Origin of the sequence: Paenibacillus sp. EZ-K15 (assembly GCF_002573715.1) — a bacterium.
Lineage (GTDB): Bacteria > Bacillota > Bacilli > Paenibacillales > Paenibacillaceae > Paenibacillus_AQ.
Genome location: NZ_PDHM01000004.1, coordinates 246,589 through 259,787, shown reverse-complemented (window position 1 = coordinate 259,787; position 13,199 = coordinate 246,589). Strand labels below are relative to the sequence as shown.

The following is a 13,199-nucleotide window of genomic DNA, read 5'->3' as shown; positions in this document are numbered from 1 at the left end:
TATGGAAGGAGAAGATCGTATGAAACAGAATCGAGCTGCAAGGTCCGAAACATGGAATGGAGGGTTGTTTCCAGCGGGTACTTCCTCTGTCTATTCACAACCGCATCTCGCTCTGATCCGGGAGATGGCCGAGCCTGTCCGTTTGTTTGCCGGCGATTATCTATACCAGGAGAATGATCCTGCGGATCGGCTGTACTTTGTAAACCGTGGAAGCTTAAAGGTATCCAAGCTGCTGGAAGACGGATTGTCGGCTACCTTATCGCTTCACATCCCCGGCGATCTGTTCGGTGAACCCGATCCGTTCGGACGAGCCGTTCATCAATTCGAAGCCAAAGCCTTGGAGGATAGTGAAGTCGGAATTGTGCCGCAGGCCGAACTCGATAAAGTCATCCGCACCAACGGAGACTTTGCCCTGGAATATATGGGCTGGATGGCACTCATGCAGCGCACCGCGCAAAGCAAATTACGCGACCTGCTGCTGCATGGTAAATCCGGGGCCCTGTGCTCACTGCTGCTGCGACTGTACAATATGTACGGCACGAGTGGGACAATCAAGGATGGACGATCCATCATTGGCAAGCGGATTACGAATTTGGAAATGGCGGAGATGATTGGCTCCACCCGTGAAAGCGTTAACCGGATATTGAACGAGCTTAAGGATCTAGGCGTGATTTCTACCGAACGGGGACGCATCGTTCTCAATGATCCCGACTATTTACGGAATATTTGCCACTGCGAGGACTGCCCCAAAGAGATTTGCAGAATGTAACGGACGAAAGAAAACAGAAACCTCTCAAGAAGAAACGGAGGCGCTTAAGCATCCCTTTCATCGGAGAGGTTTCATAAATCCTTCGTTCTATTCCGTGTTCATTTCTTTCAGCTTTTAAGTTACTGGCATTCTAACAGCTCTTTCAAACAGCCATCTGGAAAGCTGATCAAAGACCTCCTCTTCCCGATCAACCATTTTATATATTTTCTTTCCTCCCCTTAGAACATAACCTTTTTGATTGATATCCAAAAAATAATCATTTATTTCTCCGTCACGATCACGGTAAAAAATAATGAATGCAAACGTTGGCCCCCCATCATTTCTTATGTTTTTGCTGAAAAACGATCTCGGCGATCTCGTATACGAAACGTAGTCTAAAATGCTCATCAATTGATTAAGCTCTTCATTTTGGTCTTCGAATTCGATGAGGTAAGGTGTCATGTTAGTTCCTTTCAGGTATAGAAAAGAGATCTTTTCTATTTTAGTAGAATGGGCAATGACGCTTGTAGAAGGCAATCGAACAGAATAATAAATAATCGCCATAGTAGCTGCTAAGAGCACCACTGCTATTGTAATTATGACTTTCTTTTCTCTTGGAATAAAATCACTCCTCTCTTTCGTTTCCTCCATTTATTTCATTCATTATTAATCTAACGCTTGATCTAATGACTGGGTTACAAAAGGTACGGGACGATCCCCGGCAGCCCACTCCTCCCCCAGTTTCCTGGAGCCCTTACAAAACAACAAACACCACCAGTTTACAAGATGAGGCGCGGAGGCGATGAGGTCGTCAAATCAGCTGTCCTGAAGGATTCGAAATTCCCACATGAAAACTGCACTAATTCTCGGTGTATTACGACTCCGCTTTGCACGCTATGATGGAATTGGTCTAACTGGCTTAAGAGAAGCATGAACTTATCACATGTATAACTGAGAGCGTTTCCATTCCAACTATGCATAGAAATGAGGTTTTGCTCCATGAAATATCCATTCCAGAATCCGGATCTTCCGCTGGAAGAACGGGTTAATGATCTTGTATCCCGATTGACCTTGGACGAAAAAATCGAATTAATGTGCCAATACCAGGCGGAAATCCCCCGCCTCGGCGTGCGAAAATATAAGCATGGCACCGAAGGTGCTCACGGCGTGGCATGGCTTGGCGAAGCGACCGTGTTCCCGCAAAATACCGGGCTTGCGTGTACCTGGAATCCCGAGCTGATGCGGGAGATCGGATCGGTCATCGCGGAGGAAGCCCGCGTCTATTACCAGCGCGACCGCGCCATCAACGGACTGACCATCTGGGCGCCCACGGTGGATCTGGAACGCGACCCTCGCTGGGGACGCACGGAAGAAGCCTACGGGGAAGACCCGCACCTGACCGGAGAACTCTCCACCGGGCTTGTGAAGGGCATGCAGGGAGACCATCCCTTCTACTACAAAACGGTAGCTACCCTGAAGCACTTCTACGGCAATAACAACGAAGTTGACCGCGGCAGCGCATCGGTAAGCATCGATCCGAGAAACAAACGCGAGTATTATCTGAAGGCTTTCGAGGCTCCGTTCCGGGAAGGGAAAGCCGGTTCCATGATGACCGCGTATAATGGCATCAACGGCACGCCGTGCAACCTGAACCATGAAGTGAACGACATCGTCAAACAGGAATGGGGCATGGACGGATTCGTGGTAGGAGACGCCGGTGACGTTCTCGGCACCGTCATGGACCATCATTATGTCTCTTCCTATGCAGAGGCCGTGGCCGGCTCCGTCAAAGCCGGAATCGACAGCATCACCGACGACCAGGACATCTCCTTCCGCGCACTCCGCGACGCATTGGAGCAGGGATTATTGGAAGAGCAGGATCTCGATCACGCCCTCCGCAATTCCTTCCGTGTCCGGTTCCGTCTCGGCGAATTCGATCCGGAAGAACGGAATCCGTACAGCCATGTGCCGGAGTCGAAGCTCTGCGCGCCCGAGCATGCCGAATTATCTCTTCGAGCCGCCCGGGAATCGATCGTGCTGCTGAAAAACGATGGATTACTGCCCCTTAAGCGTGATCAGTTGAAGTCCGCTGCTGTCATCGGTCCCCTGGCTAACGAAGCATTTACGGATTGGTACAGCGGTACGCCTCCATACCGGATAACGCCGCTTCAGGGCGTGCAGGAGAAAATGGGGGAACGTAGCGTCCATTTTCATACGGGATTAGACCAGGTACGTCTTCTTTCTGCTGTTAGCGGCAAATATATCGCCTTATCTTCGGAAGAGAATGGCGGGCTGTTTGCAAGCACGGCTGAGCCCTCCGGAGCGGCGGTGTTCGAGCGGAACGACTGGGGGTGGGGCTCCGTGACGCTTCGGCTCGCCAGTAGCGGCAAATTCGTAACTGAAACCGAGACGGGACTGCAAGCAACGGCCGACGAGGCTCGCGGCTGGTTCGTTAAAGAGGCTTTCAGCTTCGAGGTGTTACCGGATGGAAGCTTTGTAATGAACAATTGGGAGGGAAAACCGATCCTACTGGATGAGCACGGACGGCTTGTGGTAGGCAGCAGCGAAGATGCGGGAACGCCAATGGCCATCGAGACGGTTCAGGACGGCATCGCTGAAGCCGTCGCGGCAGCAGCATCGGCTGAAACCGCCATAGTCTTCGTGGGAAACAGTCCGTTCATTAACGGCAAGGAAACGATCGACCGTCCCGACATCACCCTCCCGCCTGCTCAGCAAGCCTTAATTCAGGCGGTCTATGAAGCCAATCCCAATACGCTGGTTGTCATCGTAGGCGGATATCCGTTCGCCGTGAACTGGGAACAGGAGCATGTGCCATCCATCCTCTTTACGTCTCATGCCGGACAGGAGCTGGGTCATGCGGTTGCCGACGTTCTGTACGGAGATTTCAATCCGGGCGGTCGCTTAAATATGACGTGGTATAAGTCAATCGAACAGCTTCCAGACCTCATGGATTACGATATTATCAAAGGAAAACGGACCTATCAATATTTCAACGGGGATGTGCTGTATCCGTTCGGTCATGGTCTCAGCTATTCCCGCTTCCATTACAGCGGTCTGTCGCTAAGCCAGTCGGAAATTACCGCCGATGGTAGCGTAACTGTCAACGTTACCGTCAGGAATGAGGGCACGTTGGCCGGAGATGAGGTGGTTCAGCTGTATGTGAAAGCTGATTCCTCCCGCATCATTCGCCCTTTCAAAACGTTGAAAGGCTTCCGTCGCATCCATCTGGCCCCGGGAGCTTCGAAAACGGTAAGCTTTGAGCTCAAAGCGGAGGATCTGGCGTTCTGGGATGTCACCCGGGATCGCTACTGCGTTGAAAAGGGGAGCTATACGCTCATGGCTGGTTCGTCCTCCAGCCAATTACCGGAAACCGCAGTCCTTCAAGTGGAAGGTGAGACGATCCCTCCACGCACCTTACGTGAGCCTGTTCGAGCGGTGAATTATGACGACTACCAAGGTGTCTTCCTGGATGAATGCAGTGAAGACGGCGAAAGCATCCGTTTAACCGGCGAAACGGGATGGATCGCTTTCCATGACGTAGATCTCGGCGACGCTTCGGTAACGTTCGAAGCCAGGGCGAGCGGACATATCAAGGGCGGCGAAATCGTCATTACGACCGGCAGCCCGGATGGTCCTGCAGCCGGAAGCTGCAAGGTTCTGCCGACCGGAGGACGCCAAGCCTGGACGACAGTCCAGGCCAAACTGACGGGATTAACAGGACGGGCTGACGTCTTCCTCATTATGCAAGGTGAAGTACAAATCAGCTGGTTCCGTATAGCTTAAGCCAAAACGAAACCCTCTATAAGCATATGCCTAATCGATGGGTTCCAATTGAGCCTGTCAACGGCTCTAAACTTACAGATATCCATAGAACATCTGCCCTTCTTTTTATATCGTGGGGCAGATGTTCTTTTTTGTTAGAATGAAATCAATTAACAGTTACGGAGACGGACTCAGACCTTCGCTGCATTACGGCAGCAAAAAAAAGATGAACCCTTTCTAGGGGTCATTTGTTTATTAGACATAACGCGAAGAAAGGAGTGCCTTGGATTGACGGAACGCGAGTTGTTCGATTCTTATAACAAGGATGTATACCGCACCTGTTACTACATGCTGCGTAACGCGCAAGATGCGGAAGATCTCTGCCACGACGTTTTTGTCACCGTATTTCGTCAGGATTGGAGAAGTGTTGAGCATACACGCGCCTGGATTATGCGCATCGCGATGAACCATTGCTTGAACCTGCTTAGAAGGAATCAGACCCAGCGCGACAAGCAAAGCCAGGTCGAGTGGCTCCACGAGCAGACCACGGCATCGGTTAAATCCGTAGACACCATCGTATTGGAAAAAGCAGCGGCGGCGGAATGGGAGAAATTGCTGCGGCAGCTTCCGGATAAGCTAATGGCCGTTGTCACGCTCCGCTATATCGGTGAGCTGTCGATGGCAGAAATCGCCGAAACGTTGAAGATTCCAGTCGGGACGGTTAAATCAAGGCTTCACAAAGCATTGAAAATCATGCGCAAAAAGCTTGAACACCATAACGGATTTTGGCTGAAGGGAGAGAACCAATTTGGATCGTTTTGAGAACAATCTGAAAAACCAGATGAAAGAGGCGAATAACGTGTCTTATCCGGATTTTGATCGGATGTGGAGCAGTATCCAGCAGAACGAAATGAAGGTGGCCGGGGGGGAATCGGTTCCGCTTCGTCAGCGAAAACGAAAACGTATTATGATCATCACGGGGATATCCGTCGCCTTGATGGCAACACCGGTCTATGCAGCTCTGAACTATGACTGGTCCAATCTTCTATCTTACAGAGCCGGTATCCAGACCGCATTGGAGCAGGAGCTTGGCCAGACGATTGAGCAATCCGTTACAAAGGATGGCATAACCTTAACGGTGCACACGGCGTTTATCGATGAGAACCGGACGTTCCTGCTCTACAGTCTGGATCCTGGACCACGGGCTGGTGAGCAAGTATCCTTTGATCATCTAGGACTTAAAGATAAGGAAGGCAATTCGATCGAGGGACATTATTTCCATCAATGGAACAAGGAGCTGGGCGTATACCAGGGGTATTTTGAAACCGATTGGGTCGCTGACGGCCAAATGGCGGATATTGAGTTTGCCATGGAGAATATCCATTTTACCGGCGATGGAAAACAGTCCATCAACTACGACCCTAACGATCAAAATACACAAGTGTTCCCTATTCAGAAAGATGGCATTGACAGCGTGAGCCTGCAGTCATTCGATCAATCCGATGGAAATGTCCTGCTCCGAACGGCCATTACGTATACGGATCCCGAGATGAGCAGTAGAGGCTGGGTGCGAGTAGAGGCCATCAATGACAAGAGTGAGATTATCAAGGAAACTGAGCCTTCCTTTAATGGAACCCCGGGTGCAGCTGGAGAATTTGTAAATCAGCAAATATTCGAGTCCGACCATTTGCTTGCAGAAGGTACTGCTTTCCGGCTTGCTTATGATCGCACACTTGAGTCCGCAGAGGGTACTTGGAGCTTAAATATGGCCCTGTCCAAGAAACAAATGGATAATGGAACGTTTAAGGAAACGCTGAATATCCCTGTTGATCAGCTGCCTGGCGGAACGAAGATCCATGAAATGATCGTTACGCCAACCCAAGTCCGGCTGATCCTGACCCATGAAGAAAAATACACGCAGGTTCCTTACATGGAATACCAACTGGATATAGGCGGAACGCTATTGAACGGAAATATATGGTCTGTTCAGGGACAACACAATAAAACGGAGCTGCGATTTGAAATGACCAGACTGAATGCGGCCTCCCTGGCGAACCAGCCTGTGTCCCTGATCGCCAAGCATCGCGTCGATGCATATGATGGAGACAAGAGTCCGATCCGCTTGACCGATATTTCGGCTAAGCATCAGACCATAACGACCAGCATTGCGGGTTATCCGATCACATGGATCTATTACATGAAGGAGAATAACCTCTATGTGGAATCCTCCAGCGCAGATCCGGCGTTCGGAGGCGTTAACCAAACCTATTATCTTGACGGCAACGACCGGAACTATGGAATGCCAGCCATGACTAGCCTGTTCGGCGATGACAACAATAAACATATGGACGTGTATGAGAATTTCGACAAGACCGAGCTTGAGGTGTATATTTCGAAGTATGCCACTCATAAGCGAGACGATGTCCTGCGCGTCCAGCTTAAGGCCGGAAAATAACATATACAACGTTATAAACGACAAAGAAACCCTCTGGATGAACATGAACGCTGCCCGGAACGGCGCTTCTGCCAAGAAGCGCCCATCTTTTTCGGTCTTTCGTTCCCCACCTTTGAAGGGTTTCTTTCTTTTTTCCGTTGGACATGTCACAATTCTGCACGGCCAACTGTCATATGGGTGAACATCAACCATCATACCGTAAAGGGGAACTGAATATGGAACTGCGAATGAATTACCGGTCGGCCAATCCCGAAGCCTTCAAAACGCTGCTTGCCCTGGAGCAAGCGGCCCAACAAAGCGGACTTGAACACAAGCTGTACGAGATCATTAAGCTCCGGGCATCCCAGATCAACGGCTGCTCCTACTGCGTGGATATGCATTCCAAGGATCTGCTCTCCATGGGCGAAAGCGTGGATCGCCTCCTCCTGCTGCCGATGTGGCGGGAAGTCCCGATATATTCAGACGAGGAACGGGCCGTCATCGAATTGACGGAGTGCGTGACCAAGCTATCCGAGGCCGGTGTTCCTACAGAGATATACGAACGCGTGCGCAAGCATTTTGACGAGAAGCAATTCGTCGATCTGGTCATGGCGATCACAACGATTAATGCCTGGAACCGGATCGGTGTCGCTACTGGTCTGTTCCCGGGCTGTTTTGATTAAACAGCTGCAATTTATCCGGATTCACCACAAGAAATATCTGACTGATGCGGGATAAGTCGGGTTCCCACTCTACCGTCAGCACCATGGAGACCCTGCCGTCCCGCTTCAGCAATAAGCCGGGCTCTCCGTTTACGGAGACAGGCTCAAAGCCTTCCCGAAACGAGCCTTTGGCAGATAACCCCTCAAAGAAAGCACGTACCCGTTCCACGCCCAGTATCGGATTGATGGCTGCCCTCGCTTTGCCGCCCCCATCCGATAGCAGCGTAACCTCTTCCTTCAGAAATGACAGCAGCGGCTTAAAATTCCCCATATCGGACGCCCGCAGGAATGCTTCAACGAAGCGTTCCTGTGTTTCCGTCCGGGCGTTTTCTCCCTTAGGCCTCTCAGTGGCCTGTCCCATTTTCTGCTTGGCTCGGCTGAAGGTCTTGCGACAGCTGATCTCCGTCTTTCCAAGCATCTCCGCTATGACCTGATATTCAAGCCCCAGCGTATCCTTGGCGATATAAATGGCACGTTCCAGCGGCGTTAACCGTTGAAGCAGCACCAGGTAGGCATAACCAATCGTTTCGCGGCGTTCCGCAGGATCGGACCGCGTCAGCATGTCATAGTCCGGCATCGGCTCCGGCAGCCAAGGACCGGTATACGTTTCGCGCTGGCGTCTGGACGATTTCAACAGATTGATGCAGCGGTTCGTTGTCATTTTGGCCAAATATGCCTTCTCGTTCAGTACTTCTCCCCGATCCATCTGCACGAATTGGGAGAAAACATCCTGCACAATGTCCTCTGCATCCGCCACACTCCCCAGCATCCGATAGGCCAGGCTGAACATCATCGGCTTGTATTCGGTATAGATTTGATCCAATAACATCAGGCACACCTTCTTATTCTGTATATTCTCTAGCATGAAAGCTACACCACTTATAAGACAAACGGGATATACCACCTGTGACATCATGAAGACGTTATTGTCTACTCTACCCCATATGCCAAGATTTCCGTAAGGGTCAGTTGAAAGGAGAATTCAAAGGGTCAGTGGACATTAAATTCGTTATCCAATGTGTAGATTATGTCAACGTTCGATAAATCTATCGACATTTGGGTAATTTTTAAATAACATTGGAATGGCCTAACTACTGCGATAAAAGGTTTAAGAGATTAGAAAGTAGGTAAAACATGAAAAAGTCCACCCCTTTACGTCGCGTCGAACTCGGTTATTTTCTGCTGATTGCTCTCGCCATGGTCCAGCAGTTGTTCATATTCTGGAACATCTATGTAAACCAAAGTTTTACTTTCACGGAATTCCTGTTCAGCGTCGGTACACTGGGCGCCTTATTGATCGGCTTCTTTCTTCCGGTAGGCGTTTCGACGGTTACGGTGTTTGTGTATTTGGTCACTTATTTCGTATGGTTGTCCACTCTGGCCCCGGTCAATGCACTCACACTCTCCTGGATTCTGCTGCTGCCCGCCAATACCACCATTGCTATCTTCATCAAGCTGGCTCTGGTACGAAGCCGAAGGTTCATAAGGCGTCTCGAGCAATTGAGGAAAACCAACCCGGATATCGACATCGACACCTCTCTTGGCAGCAAGGATGCTTTCGAAGATACGCTGGTGAAACAAGCCAATCTGGCCAATCGCTATTCGGATCAGTACAGCTTCTGCATCATGATGTTTAAGCTCGATTTTCTCCCTCTGACCAGGGAGTCTGTCGGATCACACCGTTTTGCCAAGCTAATTATGGAGTTGTCGAGCACGATTCAGAAGCAGATTCGTTATGAGGACTATAAATTCTCCATTGGAGAAGGACGCTTTATCATTCTGTGCCCGCTCACCAAGCCGGAATATCTCAAAAGCCTTATGGAGCGTATCAAAGTCGCCATGATGAACGTCCCCTTCCGTGACAAGAAAGGCATGTCCCTCAAGCTTGTGGTCCGCGCCGGCGGCCTCGTATTTCAGAAGGAGCAATTTAGCCGATACGAAAATATCGATGACGTCATCTCTGCATTAGAACGGAATACCGAAACCGACCTTATCGGGGAATATATTTAACTAAGTTAAGTTACCATCATCAATCAAAAGGAGGCTTTCAGCCGATGTCGTATACCAACTGGTTTATCCCTCTGTGCATCGGGGTCAGCATCGTGTTCTCCATAGCCATCATTATTCTGACGATTGCCACCTTAAGCTTCCGTTCGAAGGTCAAAAGAAAATACGATCGGGGGAAGTTCAGTGACTGACTTTTTCCTGGTCATCTCCATTATCAGTATATGGATTGCCGTACTGGAATCGATCATTATTATGGCCGGGGCCATCGTGTTCATTCATAAACAAAGCCAGCAGAAGCTGGTGAATCCGAGCAATCTGGAGGATTTTCCTACCGTGTCGGTCATGGTGCCCGCGCATAACGAGGAATTGGTCATCCAGGCAACAATAGAGCACATTCTGCAGATGAATTACCCGCATCACAAAATGCAGGTGATTGTCATCGCCGACAATTGCAAGGATCATACGGCCGAGCGCTTAAGGGCGCTGAAAGCCAATGAACGTTACCGCGACCGCGACTTTCTTATTCTGGAGAGAACCGGAACCGGCGGCAAATCGGGTGCCCTGAACGATGCGCTCAAGCAGGCAACAGGCGAATGGATCTGTGTCTATGACGCGGATGCCGCACCTGAGAAAAACGCGCTGTTGTTCCTGACGCAGAAGGCAATGGAGCAGCCTGAACGCTACGGGGCTGTCTTCGGTCGCAACAAGGCCCGAAACCGTGGACAGAATTTTCTGTCCCGCTGCATCAATCTGGAGCTGGTGACCATACAGCGTGTACATCATACCGGACTATGGCAGCTATTTAAGCTGGGCACCATTCCGGGCACGAACTTTATCGTGAAAACCGCGCTTATTCAGGACATCGGCGGATGGGATGAGCATGCGATCACGGAAGATACCGCGATCTCGTTCGAGATCCTGACGAGAGGGCAGCTTATTGCGCTAGCTCCGCAAGCCGAAGCTTATCAGCAGGAGCCCGAGGATCTGAAGGTCTACATGAAACAGCGCGAACGCTGGGCTAAGGGGAACTACAGCGTCGTCACGGATAACCTTCATCATCTGTTTGACCGGACAAGCTGGCGCATCAAGCTGCATGTGCTGTATTACGCCGCCAGTTACTTCTGGTTTATGATTGCCATTATCATCTCGGATATTATATTTGTCGCCAACATCGTGTATCAGATCATCGCCCTGTTTAACCCGGCCGTCGTCTCCCCTTTCCGGTTTGAAGGCGATGTGTATATGTATCTCATCATTGCTTGGGCCTTAATGTATTACATTTACGTCCTGCAGATTAACCTGGCGCTCGCAACGGACATCGGTCAGAGCCACACACGCAACTTCATTCTCTCATGCGTGTCGTACTTCACCTACGCCCAGCTGTTCCTCGTCATATCCATTAAGGCCTTCTACTCCTTGATCGTAGATAAAATCACGGGCAGGGAATCCAAGTGGTACAAGACAGAGCGGTTTGGGTAGAGGCACCCTCAGGCAACTGTGTTTAATACAAAGAAGGGGTCACCATGACATGGCGATCCCTTCTTTGTATTATTATGCTCACCATACTGTGTAAAGTCGTTACACAGTCACGGCAGTTTACTATTCTCTCAGCTTCTTCTGCTCATGACGAAGTTTTTCAGGTGTCACGTCATTTCCGTCGGGATCCACGATGCTTAATCCCGAAAAGGTGCTTAGCACCTGTCCGCGAATTTCACGCAGATAGTCCGTGCGCAAAACTTGCTGTTCGGCTTTTTCCGCGGCAGTAAGTACACCCTCCCGCTGTTTTTTAGCCAGTTCGTTAATCCGGGTTAAGCTTTTGATCATGATATCCCTCTTTTCCATTTGATTTTCATTTATCTTAATTTAAAGATATAACAATATAAGATATTTGTCAACCCCGCCAACTTTCACTTCCAAAAGGCTCAATTTGTGATTTTTTCCCTACCCAAAGCCTCTTCATTTCCTTAAACTTGGTGTTTAAGGTTTATTTATTTACAAATCGTGGTTATTGTTAGTATTGAAACCTTTGTGTTCGCAGCATAATAAAAAAACAGGTCCTCATCCCTTAGGAAAAATTACTTATGCCTTTCCGGCAGAACATGAAATATAATAGAGGAACTTAACTTAATCAACTGGGGGAACATCTATGAAATCTCAGCTCAACAACCCAGCTTCAACGGGGAAAAATGATCGTTTTTCCTCTGCTGGATTTATTCTGGCCGCGATCGGGAGCTCTGTCGGCCTCGGAAACATGTGGAAGTTTCCTTACATTACGGGAGAACACGGCGGCGCAGCTTTCTTCCTGCTCTTTATTATCTGTCTCATCGTGATCGGTCTGCCCGTCCTGTTGGCCGAGCTTGCCATCGGACGAGCCGGCCGCGGGAGTGCTGCAACTTCCTTCGTTAAAGCAGGCGGACCGAAAGTCTTCGGTCATCTTGGATTGCTCCAGGTCATTGCACCGTTTCTCATTCTGACTTTCTATGTTATTGTGGCAGGCTGGACGCTACATTATGCGGTCATGTCGTTTAGCGGCAATCTGTACAACAATACCGATTTCGGTGGTCAATTTACTACGTTTACGGAAGGCTACATGCCGATTATATGGCAATTCGCCGCTATTATAATTACCGGATTGGTTGTAGCTAAAGGAATCTCCGGAGGGATCGAAAAATTCAACAAGGTTCTGATTCCGGGACTGATCATTCTGTTGATCGTGTTAATGATCCGTGCGGTAACCTTGCCAGGAGCCGGCGAGGGTGTATCCTTCTTCTTGAAACCTGACTTCTCGAAGCTGAGCCCGGAAGGGGCGCTGGTCGCGTTGGGACATGCCTTCTTCTCCCTCTCGCTGGGGATGGGGATTCTGCTGACCTACGGCGCTTATGTGGATAAGCGGCAATCTCTGGGGCCAGCAACTCTGGCCATCGGCGCTGGAGACCTGATTTATGCGTTTATTGCCGGGCTTATTATATTCCCGACAACCGCTTCCTTCGGGATTGAGCCCAATGCCGGACCTTCTCTTGTCTTCATTGCCTTGCCGGCTGCCTTCTCGGCCATGCCGCTGGGTTCTTTTTTCGGGGGATTGTTCTTCATTCTTCTAGCCATCGCGGCATTAACCTCCTCCGTCTCACTACTGGAGGTCCCAACCTCGTATGTCATGGACCGCTGGCATTGGGGACGTACAAAAGCCGTAATCGTCATTAGCGCGCTGGTTATGCTGATCGGTCTACCTTCGGCGTTGTCATTCGGTATCGTACCTGGCCTTTCCGATATCGGCGGCAAAAACTTCTTCGATTGGCTGGATTTCATCACATCCAATATTCTGCTTCCGGTCGGGGGTCTGATCACCACTCTCTTTGCAGGATACTTCTGGAAGAAGGCGGCAGATGCCGCTGGCCTGAAAGCCGGCTGGTTCCGGGTATGGCTGTTCATGCTTCGTTATATCGCGCCAGTACTCGTATTTTTGGTGCTGCTTCATACCACGGGTGTGATCAAGTTCGATTAATTG

12 protein-coding genes are annotated in these 13,199 nt (G+C 49.9%); 9 read left to right on the top strand and 3 right to left on the bottom strand.

Translation table 11 applies throughout. From position 1 onward, the window contains the following. Nucleotides 1-19: 19 nt before the first annotated feature. A complete protein-coding gene (locus CRG97_RS02225; RefSeq protein WP_098741546.1) occupies nucleotides 20-769 on the top strand; it encodes a Crp/Fnr family transcriptional regulator in 750 nt (249 codons plus the stop codon). 114 nt (nucleotides 770-883) lie between these two features. Here the strand turns inward: CRG97_RS02225 and CRG97_RS02220 are convergent, their stop codons facing one another. Then, nucleotides 884-1,399, bottom strand: coding sequence for a hypothetical protein (locus CRG97_RS02220; protein WP_098741545.1), 516 nt, complete (start codon nucleotides 1,397-1,399; stop codon nucleotides 884-886). 348 nt (nucleotides 1,400-1,747) lie between these two features. Here CRG97_RS02220 and CRG97_RS02215 point away from each other — a divergent pair, with 348 nt between their 5' ends. The 4 genes from CRG97_RS02215 to CRG97_RS02200 all read left to right on the top strand — a co-directional run bounded on the left by CRG97_RS02215 (nucleotide 1,748) and on the right by CRG97_RS02200 (nucleotide 7,648). After that, on the top strand, nucleotides 1,748-4,552 hold the full coding sequence (locus CRG97_RS02215; RefSeq protein ID WP_098741544.1) for a glycoside hydrolase family 3 protein: 2,805 nt from the start codon (nucleotides 1,748-1,750) through the stop codon (nucleotides 4,550-4,552). A 267-nt stretch (nucleotides 4,553-4,819) separates the two neighbouring features. Next, nucleotides 4,820-5,353 carry an RNA polymerase sigma factor gene (locus tag CRG97_RS02210; protein ID WP_098741543.1) on the top strand — a complete coding sequence of 178 codons (534 nt, stop codon included), beginning with the start codon at nucleotides 4,820-4,822 and terminating at the stop codon, nucleotides 5,351-5,353. Continuing rightward, nucleotides 5,340-6,986 carry a DUF4179 domain-containing protein gene (locus tag CRG97_RS02205; protein ID WP_098741542.1) on the top strand — a complete coding sequence of 549 codons (1,647 nt, stop codon included), beginning with the start codon at nucleotides 5,340-5,342 and terminating at the stop codon, nucleotides 6,984-6,986. Before CRG97_RS02210 ends, CRG97_RS02205 begins: the two co-directional genes overlap by 14 nt. A 215-nt stretch (nucleotides 6,987-7,201) precedes the next feature. Then, nucleotides 7,202-7,648 (top strand): carboxymuconolactone decarboxylase family protein, encoded by a 447-nt coding sequence (locus CRG97_RS02200; RefSeq protein WP_098741541.1) that lies wholly within the window; start codon nucleotides 7,202-7,204, stop codon nucleotides 7,646-7,648. On the opposite strand, the gene CRG97_RS02195 is transcribed toward CRG97_RS02200, so the two are convergent. After that, entirely contained in the window at nucleotides 7,617-8,516 is a 900-nt protein-coding gene (locus CRG97_RS02195) for a sigma-70 family RNA polymerase sigma factor (RefSeq protein WP_098741540.1), read from the bottom strand. The genes CRG97_RS02200 and CRG97_RS02195 overlap by 32 nt on opposite strands. Nucleotides 8,517-8,821: 305 nt before the next feature. Between CRG97_RS02195 and CRG97_RS02190 the strand changes: the two genes are divergently transcribed. Genes CRG97_RS02190 through CRG97_RS02185 form a run of 3 tightly spaced genes read left to right on the top strand, consistent with a single transcriptional unit; the run spans nucleotide 8,822 to nucleotide 11,173 of the window. After that, nucleotides 8,822-9,697: a GGDEF domain-containing protein gene (locus CRG97_RS02190; protein ID WP_098741539.1), complete on the top strand. Its 876-nt coding sequence runs from the start codon at nucleotides 8,822-8,824 to the stop codon at nucleotides 9,695-9,697. A gap of 44 nt (nucleotides 9,698-9,741) precedes the next feature. Further along, the gene (locus CRG97_RS33150) at nucleotides 9,742-9,885 is read left to right on the top strand and encodes a hypothetical protein (RefSeq protein WP_202618850.1); all 144 of its coding nucleotides are present in this window, start codon (nucleotides 9,742-9,744) and stop codon (nucleotides 9,883-9,885) included. Further along, nucleotides 9,878-11,173 (top strand): glycosyltransferase family 2 protein, encoded by a 1,296-nt coding sequence (locus tag CRG97_RS02185; protein ID WP_098741538.1) that lies wholly within the window; start codon nucleotides 9,878-9,880, stop codon nucleotides 11,171-11,173. Before CRG97_RS33150 ends, CRG97_RS02185 begins: the two co-directional genes overlap by 8 nt. A 120-nt stretch (nucleotides 11,174-11,293) precedes the next feature. Here CRG97_RS02185 and CRG97_RS02180 read toward each other — a convergent pair whose 3' ends face one another. Continuing rightward, nucleotides 11,294-11,518 carry a DUF896 domain-containing protein gene (locus tag CRG97_RS02180; protein ID WP_098741537.1) on the bottom strand — a complete coding sequence of 75 codons (225 nt, stop codon included), beginning with the start codon at nucleotides 11,516-11,518 and terminating at the stop codon, nucleotides 11,294-11,296. 322 nt (nucleotides 11,519-11,840) lie between these two features. On the opposite strand from CRG97_RS02180, the gene CRG97_RS02175 reads away from it, so the two are divergent. Next, nucleotides 11,841-13,196, top strand: a complete 1,356-nt coding sequence (locus tag CRG97_RS02175; protein ID WP_098741536.1) for a sodium-dependent transporter — start codon at nucleotides 11,841-11,843, stop codon at nucleotides 13,194-13,196. Nucleotides 13,197-13,199: the final 3 nt, after the last annotated feature.